This window comes from Vibrio sp. Vb2131 (assembly GCF_033338535.1).
Classification (GTDB): domain Bacteria; phylum Pseudomonadota; class Gammaproteobacteria; order Enterobacterales; family Vibrionaceae; genus Vibrio; species Vibrio alginolyticus.
Map to the genome: position 1 here is coordinate 411,615 of NZ_JAWOSW010000002.1, position 18,536 is coordinate 430,150.

Below are 18,536 nucleotides of genomic sequence, written 5' to 3' on the forward strand. Positions count from 1 at the left end.
ATGACAAAAGCAACGATTCTTTCCGTCACCAACCCTTCAGAGCGTGGCGACAAAAAACAGCTAGGTAATTTGCCGGGCGCAGCTCTACCTCTAGCCATTGCAGAGCTAGCCAAGCAGCATTCGAGTCACTCGCTACTCGTTGTGCCTGACCCGCAAATCGCTTTAAAGCTTCAGGCAGAGATTGAGCAATTCACCGACCAAACGGTAAGCCTATTCCCCGACTGGGAAACGCTGCCTTACGATAACTTTTCTCCGCATCAAGAAATCATCTCTGAACGTATCGCACGCCTATACCAACTGCCAAGTCAACGTAATGGCATAACCATCGTCCCGGTCAGTACAGTATTGCAACGCCAATCGCCACGTGATTTTTTGTTGCAACACACTTTAATGGTGAAAACTGGTGATCGAATCTCGCTAAAGAAGTTACGTGTACAACTTGAAAATTCAGGCTACCGCCATGTAGATCAAGTATTTGGGCCAGGTGAATATGCAAGTCGTGGGTCTATTCTGGATCTCTTTCCTATGGGCAGCAATGACCCGTACCGCATCGACTTCTTTGATGATGAAATAGATACCATTCGCACGTTTGATCCAGAGAACCAACGCTCTATCGACGATATTCAGCAAATCCAATTGCTGCCTGCACATGAGTTCCCAACCACTAAAGAAGCGATTGAAGATTTCCGTACACGTTGGCGCACCCAGTTCGACGCACGCCGCGAGCCTGAATCAATCTACATGCAAGTGACCAAAGGCACGTGGCCCGCTGGTATTGAGTATTGGCAGCCGCTGTTTTTTGACCATACCGAGACTTTATTTGAATATTTGCCAGAAGACTCTCAAGTCATCACATATGGTGATATCGAATCTGCGGTCGATACTTTCTTAACCGATGTCGAATATCGATACGACCAGAAAAAAGTTGATCCGCTGCGTCCTCTTTTGACTCCTGAACAGCTTTGGTTGAAAAAAGACGAACTTTTCAGTCAACTAAAACAGCTCCCTATCGCTCAATTGAGCCTAGATAAAGTGGTTAAGCGTGCCGGTCGTCAAAACCTACCCGTACAATCGTTAGCCGAGCTTGGCGTTCAGCAACAAAATAAAGAGCCGCTCTCGCGCCTTCGTCAGTTTAGTGAGCAATTCAGCGGAAAAATCGTTTTCTCGGTAGAGTCAGAAGGTCGTCGTGAAGCACTAACGGAGCTGTTGCAAGGCATCAAAGTTCGGCCAGTCGTACATGGCTCACTTTACCAAGCTCTAGACTCGGGTGATCGATTCAGCTTGATCTTAGGCGCAGCAGAGCATGGTTTCATTCACGAAGAGCTGAACTTCGCTCTGATCTGTGAAAGTGATCTACTCGGTGACCGTGTTATCCAGCGACGCCGCAAAGATAAAAAAGCCGTCAACAGTGACACCGTTATTCGCCACCTTGCGGAGTTAAAACCCGGTCAACCTGTGGTTCATATTGATCACGGTATTGGTCGCTACATCGGTTTACAAACACTTGAAGCCGGTGGCATGAAAACGGAATACGTCACCCTTGAGTATCAAAACGATGCCAAGCTCTACGTGCCAGTTTCATCACTGAATCTTATCAGCCGTTATTCTGGCGGCGCTGAAGAGAGTGCGCCACTGCATAAATTAGGTGGTGAAGCGTGGGCAAAAGCACGTCGTAAAGCGGCAGAAAAAGTGCGTGATGTCGCGGCAGAATTGCTGGATGTGTATGCTAAACGAGAATTAAAACCTGGCTTCAAATTTGAGCTAGATCGTGGGCAATACGCAACATTTAAAGCAACATTCCCGTTTGAAGAAACAGATGACCAAGCGATGGCCATCAATGCCGTCTTGTCAGACATGTGCCAGGCAAAAGCGATGGATCGCTTAGTGTGTGGTGACGTGGGCTTTGGTAAAACGGAAGTCGCTATGCGCGCAGCATTTGTCGCAACGGATAACAGTAAACAGGTCGCCGTACTCGTACCAACAACCTTGCTTGCTCAGCAGCATTTCGAAAACTTCCGTGACCGTTTTGCCAACTTACCAATCCGAGTTGAAGTACTGTCTCGTTTTAAATCTGCCAAAGAACAAAAAGTCATTCTGCAAGACGTTGCCGATGGTAAAGTCGATATTGTCGTTGGTACGCATAAGCTGCTTTCGAGCGACATTAAATTCAAAGATTTAGGTTTGTTGATCGTTGATGAGGAACACCGCTTCGGGGTTCGTCAAAAAGAAAAAGTCAAAGCAATGCGTGCGGATGTGGACATTCTTACCCTCACCGCAACACCAATTCCACGCACACTGAATATGGCAATGAGTGGCATGCGAGACCTGTCGATCATCGCGACACCTCCTGCACGCCGTTTAGCCATTAAAACCTTTGTTCGACAAAAAGAAGAGCCAGTGGTCCGTGAAGCGGTACTGCGTGAAATTATGCGTGGTGGTCAGGTTTACTTCCTGCACAATCAGGTTGAAACCATTGAAAAAACGGCAGAAGACTTACAGAAACTCATCCCAGAGGCACGTATTACCGTGGCTCATGGTCAAATGCGCGAGCGCGAACTTGAGCGAATCATGAATGACTTCTACCATCAGCGCTTTAATGTGTTGGTGTGTACAACCATCATCGAAACCGGTATCGACGTACCAACGGCGAATACCATAATCATGGATCGTGCGGACAATCTTGGCTTGGCGCAGTTGCATCAATTACGTGGCCGTGTTGGACGTTCGCACCATCAGGCCTATGCTTACTTATTAACGCCACATCCAAAAGCCATGACCAAAGATGCCATCAAGCGTCTTGATGCGATTGCTTCACTGGAAGACTTAGGTGCTGGCTTTACGTTAGCAACCCACGATTTAGAAATCCGTGGTGCTGGTGAGCTGCTTGGTGATGAGCAAAGTGGGCAAATTCAATCTGTTGGTTTTACACTTTATATGGAAATGCTGGAACAAGCAGTGCAAGCATTAAAAGAAGGCAAGGAACCATCTTTGGATGAGCTGCTTCGTGAGCAAACTGAAGTGGAAATGCGAATCCCAGCGCTCTTACCAGATGATTACATTCCGGATGTAAACACACGACTGTCGATGTACAAACGCATTGCGAGTGTCACAAGCAGTGATGAACTATCAGAGCTAAAAGTGGAACTGATTGATCGCTTTGGTCTGCTTCCAGACGCAACAAAGAACTTACTTGCCGTCTCAGAATTGAAAATTTCGGCTGGTAGTTTAAAAGCGAAAAAGATAGAAGCCCATGATAAAGGTGGATTTATCGAGTTTTACCCTGATGCTGACATAAATCCAGCGTATTTAGTTAAACTGCTGCAATCACAGCCGCAAAAATTTGCAATGGAAGGTCCAACTAAGTTCAAGTTTAGCGTACCATTGGTGGACCGACGTAAACGCATTCAGTTTGTTCAAGACTTACTGAATGATTTTAAACAGAATTTATTACCAACGAGCTAATAGTCGAATGAGAATACTGATCCCGTTATTGCTTCTATGTGTCTCAATGCCCTCTTGGGCACAGCGCCAATTTGATATTGAAGTGATCATTTTCAAGCGAGCAGTCGACGCTGAAAGCACAACAGAATCTTGGCCGAATCAACTGCCAAAAATCGATATGGAAAATGTCGGTAGCCTAGAGAGTGAATCCTACCGCCGCTCTAAAGGCGTGACGCTTTTGCCAAGTTCTTCTTTCCGTCTCAACGCGCAAGAAGCGGCACTAAATAATCATGCCGGCTTTAAAGTGCTTAAACACGTAGCCTGGCGTCAAGGTGACCGAGGTAAATCTAGCGCCCCAATTTTCCGCATCGTTGGCGGGCGAGATTTCTCTGATTCTTATCAAGCAGATGGCCGCCCAATCAATGGCAATCAAACATTTTCCAGCGACGGTTACAGTGAAGAGACGGTCAATGGCCCTTTATATGAACTAGATGGTCGATTCCAAATATACGTACAGCATTACCTCTTCGCCGAAACAACACTAGATCTGCGCGAACCAAGTGTTAGAGAGGTGCGTTTTGAACCAACCTCAACTGAGCAATTGGCGGATGACTTAGGTGAAGTAGATGGTAACGTCCAAGTCGGTAACTTGGCAGAAATATCGCCGACAGTAACCGAAGAGAAATTCCTGAAGAGTTATCGAATGGATCAAAAACGTCGTATGCGTAGCAGCGAGACTCATTACCTAGATAACCCGTTGATGGGTATGATCATTCAAGTTCGTCGGGTTCGATAAGCACGAGCGGTTCGACAAAGCGCAGCAAAGCTGCGCTTTGTTTTTATCTGCTATACCTCAGTTATTCCTAACCAACGCAGAGCAAGGAAAATAGCTGCGTTCAAGTATAAATAGACAGCTTTCAATTTACTTACACTCAACATGGAAGTCGTATTAGTTCATGAGTCCAGACTTTGAAATCATTGCGCCCCGCTTAGCGCTCAAGCTCATCCCTGCTGAAGAAGCACATTCACTACAACGATTACTTGCAGAATCCCCTTCGCTGCACCAATGGCTTGACTGGTGTGATAAAAACGTCACATTGAAAACCGCGCAGGACTTTCTGTTGGCAACCCGTCTTAACTGGGTCAAAACTGAGGCTTTTGGTTTCGGTATCTATGAGCGGCAAAGTAACACTTTGGTTGGAATGGCAGCGGTTAATGAGTTATATCATACGTTTAATATGGCGAGTATTGGTTACTGGGTTGCCGACCGCTATCAACGGCAAGGCTATGCCCAAGAAGCCGTTAAAGCCTTAGCAGAATTCTGCTTCGCAAAGCTAAGTTTAACTCGACTAGAGATTGTTTGTGACCCCGACAACGAAGCTAGCCAAGCCTTAATTGAGTCCGTCGGTGCACAAAAAGAAGCCATCGCCAGAAACCGGTTTATTTTTCATGGTAAGCCTAAAGATGGCGTTGTGTACTCACTTTTACCGACAGATCTAACATAAACAAAAAGCCACCGACTTGCGGTGGCTTCTGCATTTTTTAAGATACAACACATCCACACAGAGTGGATTTAAAACCTTAGTGCAGCTTAAGGTTTGGACGCAGCACGCGATTAATGCGGCCGACGAGCATCATCAGACCGGTTTTGAATACACCGTGCAACGCCATTAGGTGCATGCGATACAATGAGATGTAAACGACACGAGCAATACGGCCTTCTACCATCATCGACCCTTTAGTTAGGTTCCCCATCAGACTACCAACGGTTGAGAAGCGACTTAGAGACACTAATGAACCGTGATCTTTATATACGTAGTCTTTCAACTCGCGCCCGTTGATCTTCGCGACGATGTTACTAAATGCCTGGCTTGCCATTTGGTGTGCAGCTTGAGCGCGTGGCGGCACGAACGAACCGTCAGACTGGGTGCATTGTGCTAAGTCACCAATAACAAAGATGTCATCATCTCGTGTTGTCTGTAGTGTGTTTTTCACTACAAGCTGATTGATACGGTTCGTTTCTAAGCCAGCGATATCTTTAATAAAGTCTGGAGCTTTGATACCCGCAGCCCAAACCATGATTTGAGCTGGGATCTTCTCACCATCTTTTGTAGTAAGGCCATCTTTTTCAGCTTTAGTCACCATAGTGGCGGTGCGCACGTTTACGCCCAACTTCACCAACTCTTGATGAGCAGCAGAAGAAATACGTGGAGGTAACGCTGGTAAAATACGCTCACCTGCTTCAATCAGATTGACGTTCAACTTGCTAGAATCAAGATCACCGAAGCCATAAGTGCGCAGCTCTTTAACAGCATTATGTAACTCAGCTGATAGTTCAACGCCAGTTGCACCAGCACCAACAATCGCAATATCGACCGTACCGTTACCGTTTTTCGCGTGCAGCTTTAGGAACTCGTTGTTCATTTCTGTACGGAAACGGTGTGCTTGCTCAGGGCTGTCTAGGAAAATACAGTTTTCACGAACGCCAGGCGTGTTGAAGTCGTTTGATGTCGAGCCAATTGCCATCACTAGAATGTCGTATTCTAGCTCACGGCTTGGCATAAGAAGTTCACCGTGTTCGTCTTTAAGCTCACTTAAGATGATCACTTTACGTTCACGGTCGATGTCTTGAAGACTCCCCATTTGGAAGTCGAAGCTGTGGTTTTTTGCATGAGCTCGATAGCTCAGTGCATCTACTCCTTCGTCCAAAGAACCTGTAGCAACCTCATGCAATAATGGCTTCCACAAGTGGCTCGCTTTTCGATCGACTAGCGTAATTTGCGCACGGTTTTTGCGACCTAGAGTTCGACCAAGCTTAGTTGCCAACTCAAGACCACCTGCACCGCCGCCTACAACGATAATGCGTGTCACAATGATTTTCCTCTACAAAAATGAATATATGGGGTTCAGCTCGATGCATGACTCACAAATATTTGTGGCATCCATCCAACCGATGAATTCTTGGTTCTTAGAGGTGTCTCAATTACTTGGATTAAAAAACTGCCACTCACCTTGATTCTTTATCTATCAATGACTTGTCAGGGTTTGGCATGTTTATCTGGTACGCGTACGACGCCAGAATTTTTTGGGCAAGTTTATTACTCGCTCTCAATTTTTTTTGATATTTATCAAATTATTTTAGTCCGGTTCATTATATAGAGACCAACTTTGAAGGCAACCAAAATCCGTGTAACGAGTACGGATTGACTACTTTTCGACTACTCTACAACAAGGTGTTCGTGCTACATAGGAGGGAAGTAAGAAAACGGTAAGGAGAACACAATATTCAAAGCGTTAAACCAAGAAAATGTGCCTTTCAAAGAGACAGTGGCTCGGCATACTCAAGAGAAGGAATCGCAGCAAAGCAGCCGATAAAAACGCCGCTTTACTGTCTACACTCAACATTAATAAGTATTTTTAAATGCCTTTATCGCTTGTAAATGATGAGAGATTTTTTTGAACTTATGAGACTGAGTTTCATCCCAAATGATTTGATAGTGTTTTTCTAGCTCAGCTGCCGTTTTCGAATTGTCATGCACTTCATCATCTTTAGAGAGAATCACTAAGCAGTGAGCTTGATTTTTCGCTCGGAACTGATCAACACATTTTGTTGCGATATCTTCGTACTCTTCTGGGCGATCGATTCGACCAGCCATCGTTTTTTCTGGATGCAAGTTCGGGTTGAACATCACTTGCTTGATACCGCATAGAAAACCAATTCGCTCAGACCAGTAACCACCTAAACCAACCCCACAGATTAACGGGTTTGGGTCATCAGATTGATCGATAACTTTAGACACTTCTTTTAACAAGTGTTGCATGTCGTGCTTTGGGTGAAGGGTGCTGTAATTGATAAAACGAACGTCGTCGTCGATAAATTGCAGTTGAAGAACTTTTTCGTGGTTACCCGGGCTTGTACTGTCAAAGCCGTGTAAGTAAATAATCATGTGTACCTCTCCCTGTGTGTATCTGGTACTTTTATTAAAACTACCACTATTTCCTTACTGTTAAAGGGGAAAATATCACGAGTTCTCAAAACAGTGATCTTCCATACACAATGAGCCTTTCAACTCATACGCACTGTTTAAGTATTGTTCATCTCCCCACAATTTATAGGCAAGTAGATACCAGAGCATCGCCATCACCAAGGTTCTTGGTTGCCAAGCGTGTACACCTCTCAGCCAAAGAGACACATCTTCGATACCTCGAATTTGGCAATACTGCTTTACCGCTTCTTCCACAGGCGCATTCGCGACCTGAATAGTTAAGGTCAAATCAAGCCTAGGGTCAGCAATCCCGGCATACTCCCAATCAATGACTTTCACCCCATTCTCTCCTCGCACTAGGTTATAACACCCCAGATCGAAGTGACATAGGGCAAGCGGAACAGGTGCAACGTTCGGTTCCGTGCGCCACTTCATGTACAAAGCCTCAAACTCCGTACCCACATACTGACCATCAAGCTCAAGCCAATAATGATCGATGCGAGAAATATATGAAAATGGAACCAAAGGAATTGCGCTTATCGGATATTGATGAATCTTCGCCGCAATGGATAATAAATTGCTTAGTGCTAAGCCTGACTCCGTCAGAGCCTCTCCTTCTATCCATTCCACCAGCAGCCCTTGCTCATGAATAAAAACTGGCTTGGGGCCAATTTCCAATGAAGAGACTGCATTCAGCACTTGATATTCACTGTGACGAGAAATTGAAAAAGCCTTGCAGACATGACTGGTCGGTCGCCAGATGTATGCAAGGCCTTGAGAAGATTCCAACCGCCAACAACGGTTGGTGAGCCCCCCGGTAACAGTTTGTACTTTTACCGGAGGCTCCGTAAAGAAGCCATCGAGAGCGTTAAGACTCGGATCTAACTGTTTTGCTTGTTGCCAAGAAAACCATGCCATTGATGACTTCTCCACCCTGTTCGATTAAAGACCGAATAGGCTCTTAGATTGCGCTTTACGAATTTCAGTTTCATCCGCCCACTCAATCAAACCTGTTTCTAGGTCCATTAGGCGCATGGTCATCTTGTAGTATACATCTTTATCGCTACCTGCATTTTTCACAATGCTAGATAGGTTGCCGTAAAGCATGTATTGAGCACCAACCATTTTACCAAATTGGATCGCTGTGCTTTGGTTAACAAGCTCATCCGTGTTTTGGAAGTTAAGTTGTTCACGCACAGACTCAACACGATCCATATCAACAAAGCGGAACTTACCTGAGTTCAACATCTTAGTAGAGATCGTGTCGGTAATGGATTCAGTGTCAATATGTTCACTGGTTTTGTTCTTAATTCGCTCAACAAAAACGATAGGACGTTGGTCACGAGTAATTGCTGCTACAGAGCCCGACATCATCATGCTATCCACCATTTCAGCCGCGATTTTTTGTAAATCTGTTGAGCCAAAATCGATAGTCGTGGTTTCTGTTGCTTGCGCATCGCCGTAAGAGACTTTGTTAGAACAGCCACCTAAAATGACGGCAAGACCTAAAAGAGCAATAATACTTTTTTTCATGAGAGTTCCTTAGTTTTTCAATACCAGCGCATCGTTAGCGCGGCAGCTTCGGCAGAGCCGTTAAGATTAATCGTCTTGTGCTTCTCTAATTTGCACACGGAATTTTGTGCCATTTGGATTCACAGTAACTTCAGATAACGTGACTTGCTCAAATCCTCGCACAATCATTTTTCGCCACGGACCAGGTTTGGTATTCACTTCTAAACCATTGTTGTCATACCAATAAAATCGGTAAAGAATGTGCTGATCACCTTTGTAATTGCTACTCAGCTGCACGACTCCTCGTGGGCGATCATCAACGTAAGTGGTGGTGATGTTGTCAACTAATAAGCGACTACCTAAAACGTTATCATTAAAAAATACTTTTTGCGTTTGGCCATCAATTCGAATACCAGCCGTGTTTTCGGCGCATCCAACTAAACCAATAGCCATTGCTAAACAAACAAGCCATGCTTTCATTACAGTCTCCCTAGCTGTTTATGCCACACGGTTGAGTGTGCTCCCTGACGAGATACCCATACCAATGTAGTCTGCTGTGCAGGCACTTCAAACTGATAGGTTTGATCACCCAAGTTTAAACTTTGTGTTCCCGGTTTCACGATTTTTGAAGCCGTTTTCACTTGCGCTGGCAATGTTTGCCAACTTCTTGTATCTGGCTGTTCGGTCAATGTGTTCCATACATTGAAAAGTATGTTTCCCACATCATCGCCCTTTTTCGCCGCCTCTTTTCGGATTCGATCTTTTGCCCAAACACGAAGAGCTTGACGGATCACTATTGTAGTAAGACGTTCATTAAGATCGTTTTGCGCCATCGCATTAACATCAACCAGCGTACTGGAAGATAATACCTGACCATTTAAAACAACATCGCTAAAACGTTGAGCACCTCGGTTCTGATAATAAGGAAGCGCCAACGAATAAATCGCGCCATTATCGCGACTGTCGTAAATTGGTAAATCAATACGCCACCCTTTCATCGCCTCAACAACACCCTGCTCATCGATAACGATGACTCGCCCTTGTGACTGAGTTAATCCAGAAGGTGCTTTACCATACCGCTTCTCTAGCATGCGCAAGTCTTCACGCATGCCCAGCTTCTTAGCAGCGTATAAGGTGCTTTCCACAACTTGCTTGTTGTCTGGCATTACAGCGAGTGCTCGTCGGTAATCAACATAAGCACTGTTTAAGTCTCGCGACGCTTCATATAACAAGCCAGAAAGATAGAACAGATAACCATTTTGTACCGCGCTTAGTTTTTTACCAGCATCAGGGTAGTTCGCTAACACACTGCCTAAATTGGCAGACATGCCTTGCTTGTTAAGGTCTTTCTCTGCTGCTTTTAGCTCTTTTTCACGCGCCTTTCTTGCCGCTTCCTGAACTTGATTAGCTCGACGCACTTCAACTAGTGCTCCTTCTAAATCGTTTTTCTGTAAGTAATTTAGCCCTAGATACAGGTGCAAAAAGCCAAGTTCGTAATCGGCGGGATGATAGTCTTGGAGATTGTCGTTCACTGCGAGAGAGCCGACGCTCGTTGCCGTGTCTGACACAGATATCGTCGCACGATCTTGTTGAACACGTACAGCACGATCGCTGCTTTCTAGCGCATTTAAACTTGTTGGGTAATCTTCAGCAAGAAAAGAGATACGACCTTTTTCAAAATTGCCAAGTATCTCGCCACCCACTTCACTTGATTGAAGTTGTTTTGCTTTGGCATATTCCCCTGCAACAACGGCTTGATAAACTTCTTGATTCTGGTTGCTGTAATGGCTAAACAGATTGCCCGCAGATAAATTCGCGCAGCCAGAGGCCATTAAAGCCCAGCTCATCAGCCCTAACAGCTTTACACCTAGTTTCACATTTATCTCCACAAATGTGTCATTCGACAGGAAAAAGAAGTGGGTGAATCGCCACCCACTTTTAAAAGCTTAGCTCAATACCATTGGACCTAGAGGGCGGCCGCCTAGTAGGTGCATGTGAATATGGTAAACCTCTTGGCCACCATGTGGATTACAATTAACGATCAGGCGATAGCCGTCTTCAGCAATACCTTCTTCTTTCGCTAACTTTCTAGCAACAGTGAACAAACGCCCCATCATTGCTTCATCTTCAGCTTCTACATCATTCGTTGTTGGGATCAGTTTATTCGGAATAATGAGAATATGGCTTGGTGTGCGAGGGTTAATGTCGCGAAACGCAGTCACCAAATCATCTTGATAAAGGATATCGGCAGGGATTTCCTTGCGAATAATTTTACTAAAGATCGTTTCTTCCGCCATGAGGACTCCATTTTATAAACGTAATTAGACCCCAATTAGTATGCGCCAACCAAAAGCGGAGCTCAATAAAAACAGTGTTCACTTAACATTATTAATCAAATGCTAATTAACGAAGCTTTTTTTGTCGTGTGCGTCATAAAATGCGCGTCACAAACTGAATACAATCCAATGAATTTTGTTACTTTTTTAAGACAATTATTATTTTTATACCCAAGTAAACTCAAAAATGCTTGGGTAGCTTGTCTATTTTTGGGAGAGGAAACTCACTTATGCGAGGTTCAGTTATTAAAAGGATGTATGCCGGCTTTGCACTGATCATCATCCTATTTGCCGTCACAATTGCCATTATGATGGGAGGAATGAGTGATATTCACGGAAAATTTGGCACGGTTTCTAAATCATCCCTACCGTTGGTATCGTTATCTAATCAAACCAGTGTTGAGCTGCTTTCTGCCGACAAATCATTTAAAGACTTCCTGACGACAGAGAATAAACAACGCATGGATGAAATGCGTCAGGAATTTGCTAGATCTCAACAACGCTTCGAATCCACATTGGCTCAACTGAAAACCGCAAGCCAAATCTACCCTTCTCTTGCCGAACCGTTTTCACAGTTAAAAACGTTAGAGCAGAGCTATTTTACAGAAGCTCTAGAGGCCATGGACAACTACGAAGCAATGTTTGCGGCTCAAGAAGAAGTGCAAAAATCCTCACGCCGCTTCCAAAAACTGAATACCGAACTGTCGGTTGGTCTTAAAGAATATGTGGCAGATCAAACCAGCATTTCTGTCAAAGTCATGGCAAAGAGCTACTTTATCAAGTTAAAAGATGCCGAAGTAATTACCTCTGATGCCCTCGCCAGTTCCAACCCTGAGTTTGTTACGCAAGCCGTAGCTAAAAACCGCAAAGCAGTAACGCACTTGAATTACGCATTCCGCGGGTTGGTGACTCAGCTTCCTGAGCTAGAAAAAGCTTTTGGCGAATCTGTAGAGCAATTTACTCGTGACGTTGGTATGCGTGGCGGTGTGCTAGACCAACATAATAATTACCTCAATGCTCGCGCCGCTTTGTATAACAATATCGCCAACCTAGCAAATAAAGTGGATTCAACCATGGCGATTCTTGAGCAATTCACGACAACCGCAACAGATAAGCTCAATGAATCATTGGCAGACGCAGGTGACATATATTCGGCGGGTGTAACGAAAGCCATCATCATTGGCGTTATTGTCGTTTTACTCGCGACAGCGATTGGCTACCACATCGCACAAAGCGTTCGCGAACCGTTGACTCGTATTCTAAAAGTGTTAGAAAGCCTGACTGAAGGTGATATGACACAGCGTATCGATATTCGCTATAACAACGAATTCAGCCGTGTGAGTGGACACATTAACTCACTCGCCGACAACCTTCACGAGATCTTGGTGAAACTCAACGAAGCGTCAGAAAACCTATCGTCAACCGCTACAACCAACGAACGCACCTCTTCGCAAGCACAAATTAAATTGAGCTCTCAACGCGAACAAACAGCAAACGTCGCTACCGCGATGACAGAAATGTCTCATTCAGTGCAGGAAGTCGCGCAAAGTGCGCAAGGCTCGTTAGAAATGGTGCAACGCGTCGAATCTGCCTCTGAAGAAGGTAGAAATGTTATGAGCAGTAATATCTCAACCATTAATCAACTAGAAACACGTTTGAACGAATCGGTCTCCGCAGTTTCTGAGCTACAAAAAATGAGTGGTCAAATTGGGTCTATCCTTGATGTGATCCGCAACATTGCGGAGCAAACCAACCTACTGGCATTGAACGCGGCAATTGAAGCGGCTCGCGCTGGTGAACAAGGTCGCGGCTTCGCGGTAGTGGCAGATGAAGTACGAGTACTCGCATCAAGAACGACTCAATCAACCACTGAAATTGAATCCATGATCAGTAATCTGCAATCTAGCTCGCAATCGGCGAACCAAGTCATACAAAGCTGTATGAGCGATATGGAGATGTCGGTTGAGCAAGCATCAAAAGCGAACAGCTCAATGGAAGAGATCCAGGCGCTAATCATCGAAATCAGCCAAATGAGTACGCACATTTCACAAGCAGCAGCAGAGCAAAGTGAAACATCAACAGACATTGCTCGCAGCATTGAAGATATTAACAACATCGCCGATGAAAGTTTCCAAGCCATGTCGAGTATCGCACAAACCAGTGAATCACTGACCCACTTGGCTCATCAGCAAAATGAATTGGTCCACCGATTTAAGTTATAAATACTTTATAATTAAGAGCATTAATTAGTGCAATCAACTGTATAAGGGCGACTTTTTGTTAAGTCGCCCTTGTTTTTTGTCGGCCATGTCTACATATGATTAATAAGGCCAGCTCATCCCCTTGCACAACTCTTTTCGAGCGGCCTCATAAAAAGGAAAATCTATGGCTGTTCATGTTGGTATTATCGACCAAGACCCAGTGAGATTGGTCACTCCTCTATTAGATAATCGTACGCTAAGCACACATATCGTCTTCATCGGAGACAAGAGCCAGTTAGATATATTTGACCGACTGAGTGCCGTTTTAGATCAACGAGAAATTACTTCTGAATTTTTTGAAATTCCATCCGCTGTTAATACATCTCTGATCAAACAAGCAATTCAAAAACTGGCAAAAGATCTCCATGAACGCGGCGAAGATGTAAAATTGAACGCGAGCTGTGGTCTTCGTCATCGCTTGTTGTCGGTGTACGAAGTTTTCCGTACCTATCGCTGGCCAATTTTTGTGGTTGAGCCTAGTAGCGATAAGCTTTGTTGGTTATACCCTGATGGCAAAGAAGATACCCAAGTCGAAGATCACATTACGATTGCAGATTACCTCACTATCTTTGGTGCACGCGGCGAGTTTCACCACGTTGATTTACCACCTCTTCTTGATAAAAAATTGTATGAACTTGGTGAACGATGGGCCTCAAATGCGCTTGAGCTTGGGCCAGGTCTAGCAACACTTAACTACCTTGCAACCACATGCCGCAAAGAACAAAAGCTTGATGTCGAGCTCTCCGAAAAACAGCAGGGCTACCGTGAGCTCAACATGTTGCTTTCAGATTTAGTAGAAGCAGAAATCGCCACCTATGAGAATGGCGTTTTAACGTTTGCAGATGAAGATGCTCGACGCTTTTCAAACGGTGAGTGGTTAGAAACTTTGGTTCACAGCACCGTGAAGCAAATCCAAGACACCATGCCGACGATCCAAGATCGATCGTTAAATGTTCAGGTTTATCGCAAACTTGGTGAAAGTGAAGTACGCAATGAGTTAGATGTCGCAACAGTTGTAAACAACAAGCTGCACATCATCGAGTGCAAAACCAAAGGCATGAGAGATGACGGCGACGATACTTTATATAAGTTAGAATCGCTTCGCGATCTATTAGGTGGCTTACAAGCGCGCGCAATGTTGGTGAGCTTCCGTCCTCTTCGTCACAATGACATTACTCGTGCTGAAGACTTAGGGCTAGCCCTGATTGGCCCTGATGAGCTTAAAGATTTAAGAACGCACTTAACTGCTTGGTTTAAAGACGCGGGCGGTTCAGACGAGATATAGTGCCATTAAGAAAAGCTAAAATTCACAACGATAAAAAGCAGCATTAATGCTGCTTTTTTTATACCTAAATTTTAGCTGTACGCATTTCTATAAGTAGAAAAAAACCAGAGGTTAGCCTCTGGTTTTTTCTGTTTGTTTAAATGCCAACTATAGCGGCTTAAAGCATTTTACGCGCTGCTTCTACAACCACTTTAATTGAACGCGCTTCCGTTTCTTTCAGAGTTGAATGATCTGGAATCTCTTTTTGTGTACGGTTGATGATAACACCAGCCACACAACCCGCTTTTAAACCAGAGCTCGCACACATTGTTAGCAGTGTTGCAGACTCCATCTCGAAGTTAAGTACGCCCATGTCTTGCCATTCTTGCATAGAGCCTTGGAAACGCTTAACAACACGACCAGAGAACGTATCGTAACGTTCTTGACCAGGGTAGAACGTGTCGCTTGATGCAGTCACACCCATGTGAACTGTAGCGCCAGACTCTTCTACCGCTGCTTTCATTGCGGTTGCTACTTCAAAGTCAGCAACTGCTGGGAATTCCATAGGAGCAAAGTGTAGGCTCGCACCGTCAAGACGAACTGACCCCGTCGTTACGATCATGTCACCCACGTTTACATGCGGTTGAATTGCACCCGTTGTACCAACACGTAGGAAAGTGCGAACACCAAGCTGTGCCAATTCCTCAACTGCGATAGAGGTAGAAGGACCACCAATACCTGTAGAACAAACCACAACAGGTTTACCGTCTAGCTCTGCACGGTATAGCGTGTATTCACGATGGCTTGCTAGAAATACTGGATTTTCCATTTGTTCTGCGATTTTTTGAACACGCGCTGGGTCACCAGGAATGATCGCTAGAGTCGCACCATTAAGATCAGCTTCAGTAACACCTAAATGGAATACAGCTTGAGACATAAGTCGCTCCTTATTGTGGCTTATTTTATGAACAATAAGCTCATTAATCAGTTATTGGGTACAGATGCACTGTAGCGAACCTTTCACCAACATAGAGTGATCACAATCACAATGACAAAATGTAATGAAAATGAAATTTCAAACAAAACTGGTATTGATCACACTTTAAGGGGCGTTAGATCATTTTGTTGCATAGCAATGCGTGATTTCAAGGACGAGAAAAACGTCTGATCGCATCAGGTGAATACGGTTAAAAAAAGCCCGGTACACGAATGCCTCGGGCTATTAATGAGTGGGATTAATGGTTAGGTCAGTTATTTGATCTGCTTGGACTCAAAACGAAGTAATCTCAACGCATTCAATGTCACCAGTGCTGTTGCACCACTGTCGGCTAATACAGCAACCCACAACCCAGTAACACCAAGTAAACTTGTCACTAAGAATACACCTTTCAAACCTAGCGCTAACGCGACATTCTGACGAATGTTACTTAGCGTCGCACGCGACAGTTCTATCATGGCAGGTAGCTCAATCAAACGGTTGTGTGTTAACGCCGCATCAGCAGTCTCGAGCGCAACATCCGTACCGCCTCCCATCGCAATGCCGATACTCGAAGCTTTCATGGCTGGAGCATCATTGATACCGTCTCCCACCATCGCAACGGTATGTTGTTGTGATAGCTTCTCGACGTAATGCACCTTGTCTGCAGGTAACAAACTCGCTTTATAATCCAAGCCTATTCTATTTGCCATTGCTTCTGCACTTCTCGGGTTGTCACCCGTTAGCATCACCGACGTGACCCCAAGTTCCTTCAACATTGCGATGGCTTGCTGGGCATCTGAGCGCAATGTATCTTGCCATGCGATCACGCCAATGACCTCGTCATCGAAACGCACAATGACAACCGTTTTACCTTGTTGTTCCAACGTAACCACTTGCTCTTTGGCTTCTTGAGAAAGTGGAAAGTCTGCCTTTGAAGGCGTGACCACTTGGACCATTTTTCCATTGACGTAACCTGTGACACCAGAGCCTACTTGCGCGGTTTTATCCAACGCTTCAGGAATAGTAAGCCCCTGCTCTTGCACTTTGGTAACTAAAGAAACCGCTAGAGGATGACTTGAACCAACCTCGATTGACGCAGTTAGGCTAAGTAACTTGTCTTCATCCATATCAAAAGCAAAGACATCAGTCACTTCTGGTTTACCTTGCGTCAGTGTCCCAGTTTTATCAAATGCGACAGACTCAACCTTGCCAAGCAACTCAAGCGCCGCACCACCTTTGATCAATGCGCCCCGCTTAGCAGCTGCCGCCAAGCCAGAAGTGATCGCCGCAGGCGTTGAAATTACTAATGCACATGGACAAGCAATCAACAGCAGGGCGAGTCCTCGATAGATCCACGTTTCCCACGGTTGGGCAAATAGTAATGGCGGCGTAACGATAACCATCAGAGACACCAGCATCATTAGCGGCGTATACCAACGGCTAAATTTATCAAGAAAGCGTTCTAATGGTGCCTTACGGGATTCTGCTTCTTCAATCAAATGAAGAATTCGGTCTATCGCATTCTCGCCCTGACGGGAAGTCACCTGTAAGCGAACCACTTTATCGACAACCACAGCCCCGGCCATCACTTTGCCACCGGTTTGATGTTCAACGGGAACAGATTCTCCCGTTAACGCACTTTCGTCAAAACTCGCAAGCGCATCTTGCAAAACACCGTCGGCAGGCAAACGACCTCCGGGTGCGACTTCTATGATATCCCCTGGTTTAAGCTGAGCAGCTGGTACTTCTTTACGTTCACCATCAATAATTAAAATTGAATTTTCTGGGACTAAGTCCATTAACGCCTGGACACCGCTTCGCGCGCGAGATGATGCATATGCTTCTAACTTTTCACCAATAAGGAAAAGCAATAACACCATTGCGGCTTCGGCGGTTTCACCTAAATATAAAGCGCCGAGCGCCGCTACACTCATTAACGTTTCAATCGCAAAAGGCGTACCGCTACGCGCCAACTTAAATGCTTTGAGCGCGATTGGGTATAAACCAAGTAAACACGTCAAAGTGAATAACCAAGCGCTTATTTGAGGGTCGATCTTAGAAATTACTGCCGCAGTAGCCATTGCACCAGCAATCGAGAGAATTTGGATGTTGTCTCTTATGACGCCAAGCCAGCCTTTCTTTGTAGTGCTTGGTTTTGGAGCATCAAGTGAAGAGAGCGGGAAACCCGTTTTTTGGGCTGTCTGCTCTATCGTAGCTATCAGCTCTAGACCATCAAAATCGACGACCAGTTTTTCTGTTGCAAACAAAACCTTGGCTTGGCTGACGCCTTGTAAAGACGTAATGGCTTTCTCAAGCTTTTGCGCACAAGATGGGCAATCCATACCTGACACAAGCCAAGCGTTCCGAACGGAGGAATTACTCTCCCTTGTGGGATCGTCTTCCTCGCCTGTGTCAACGCTGCAGCCTCCTCCACTACAGCAAGAGCTTTCAGAAACATCAACACTGGCCTGAGAGATATTGAGCGAAGATTTTACTGGCGCACAGCATGACTCGCTTGCACCAAGCGGCACCGCAGTTTTGATTTTGCTAGATTGGCAACCTTGATGTTTTGTACACATAATTTTTTCCTTATTGGTATCGGTGATTTACCTATTGCTAAGGATAAACCTTAGAGTAAGCTCCAAGGTCAAGATAAATTTGTACAGTTCGGCGATAGAAAGTAAATTACCACCTTCTAAAGAAGGTGGCTTTGTGTGAGCCCCCTAAAAGGGGGCCTTTGTTTAGTCCAGCGCCAAT

General features: G+C 45.0%; 14 protein-coding genes. 5 read left to right on the top strand and 9 right to left on the bottom strand.

Translation table 11 applies throughout. The features are described from left to right. The 3 genes from mfd (at position 1) to R7E38_RS03985 (ending at position 4,946) form a co-directional block, all read left to right on the top strand. On the top strand, positions 1 to 3,462 hold the full coding sequence (mfd, locus tag R7E38_RS03975) for a transcription-repair coupling factor (RefSeq protein ID WP_226082831.1): 3,462 nt from the start codon (positions 1 to 3) through the stop codon (positions 3,460 to 3,462). A gap of 7 nt (positions 3,463 to 3,469) precedes the next feature. Continuing rightward, entirely contained in the window at positions 3,470 to 4,237 is a 768-nt protein-coding gene (locus tag R7E38_RS03980) for a peptidoglycan binding protein CsiV (protein WP_021707672.1), read from the top strand. A 160-nt stretch (positions 4,238 to 4,397) separates the two neighbouring features. Beyond that, positions 4,398 to 4,946, top strand: coding sequence for a GNAT family N-acetyltransferase (locus tag R7E38_RS03985; RefSeq protein ID WP_025766936.1), 549 nt, complete (start codon positions 4,398 to 4,400; stop codon positions 4,944 to 4,946). Between the two features lie 76 nt (positions 4,947 to 5,022). On the opposite strand, the gene R7E38_RS03990 is transcribed toward R7E38_RS03985, so the two are convergent. The 7 genes from R7E38_RS03990 to hinT all read right to left on the bottom strand — a co-directional run bounded on the left by R7E38_RS03990 (position 5,023) and on the right by hinT (position 11,236). Next, complete coding sequence (locus R7E38_RS03990; protein WP_005378463.1) at positions 5,023 to 6,312, bottom strand: NAD(P)/FAD-dependent oxidoreductase; 1,290 nt, start codon at positions 6,310 to 6,312, stop codon at positions 5,023 to 5,025. 533 nt (positions 6,313 to 6,845) lie between these two features. Beyond that, entirely contained in the window at positions 6,846 to 7,388 is a 543-nt protein-coding gene (gene ycfP, locus R7E38_RS03995) for an alpha/beta hydrolase YcfP (RefSeq protein ID WP_005378464.1), read from the bottom strand. A gap of 75 nt (positions 7,389 to 7,463) precedes the next feature. Next, positions 7,464 to 8,345, bottom strand: a complete 882-nt coding sequence (thiK, locus tag R7E38_RS04000; RefSeq protein ID WP_005378465.1) for a thiamine kinase — start codon at positions 8,343 to 8,345, stop codon at positions 7,464 to 7,466. A gap of 24 nt (positions 8,346 to 8,369) precedes the next feature. Beyond that, positions 8,370 to 8,960 (bottom strand): penicillin-binding protein activator LpoB, encoded by a 591-nt coding sequence (gene lpoB, locus R7E38_RS04005; RefSeq protein WP_005378467.1) that lies wholly within the window; start codon positions 8,958 to 8,960, stop codon positions 8,370 to 8,372. Positions 8,961 to 9,026: 66 nt separating this feature from the next. Further along, entirely contained in the window at positions 9,027 to 9,419 is a 393-nt protein-coding gene (locus R7E38_RS04010) for a YcfL family protein (protein ID WP_005378469.1), read from the bottom strand. After that, complete coding sequence (locus R7E38_RS04015; RefSeq protein WP_054576369.1) at positions 9,419 to 10,816, bottom strand: COG3014 family protein; 1,398 nt, start codon at positions 10,814 to 10,816, stop codon at positions 9,419 to 9,421. Before R7E38_RS04015 ends, R7E38_RS04010 begins: the two co-directional genes overlap by 1 nt. Positions 10,817 to 10,885: 69 nt before the next feature. Beyond that, positions 10,886 to 11,236, bottom strand: a complete 351-nt coding sequence (gene hinT / locus R7E38_RS04020) for a purine nucleoside phosphoramidase (protein WP_005378473.1) — start codon at positions 11,234 to 11,236, stop codon at positions 10,886 to 10,888. A 269-nt stretch (positions 11,237 to 11,505) separates the two neighbouring features. Here hinT and R7E38_RS04025 point away from each other — a divergent pair, with 269 nt between their 5' ends. Together R7E38_RS04025 and R7E38_RS04030 are read left to right on the top strand one after the other, a co-directional pair. Then, positions 11,506 to 13,497, top strand: coding sequence for a methyl-accepting chemotaxis protein (locus tag R7E38_RS04025; protein WP_171342758.1), 1,992 nt, complete (start codon positions 11,506 to 11,508; stop codon positions 13,495 to 13,497). 163 nt (positions 13,498 to 13,660) lie between these two features. Further along, positions 13,661 to 14,821 (top strand): DUF1887 family protein, encoded by a 1,161-nt coding sequence (locus tag R7E38_RS04030; protein WP_005378476.1) that lies wholly within the window; start codon positions 13,661 to 13,663, stop codon positions 14,819 to 14,821. A 157-nt stretch (positions 14,822 to 14,978) separates the two neighbouring features. Here the strand turns inward: R7E38_RS04030 and udp are convergent, their stop codons facing one another. Both udp and R7E38_RS04040 read right to left on the bottom strand, forming a co-directional pair. After that, positions 14,979 to 15,737 carry a uridine phosphorylase gene (gene udp / locus R7E38_RS04035; protein ID WP_005378479.1) on the bottom strand — a complete coding sequence of 253 codons (759 nt, stop codon included), beginning with the start codon at positions 15,735 to 15,737 and terminating at the stop codon, positions 14,979 to 14,981. Positions 15,738 to 16,051: 314 nt separating this feature from the next. Further along, positions 16,052 to 18,358 carry a zinc/cadmium/mercury/lead-transporting ATPase gene (locus tag R7E38_RS04040; protein ID WP_226082829.1) on the bottom strand — a complete coding sequence of 769 codons (2,307 nt, stop codon included), beginning with the start codon at positions 18,356 to 18,358 and terminating at the stop codon, positions 16,052 to 16,054. Positions 18,359 to 18,536: the final 178 nt, after the last annotated feature.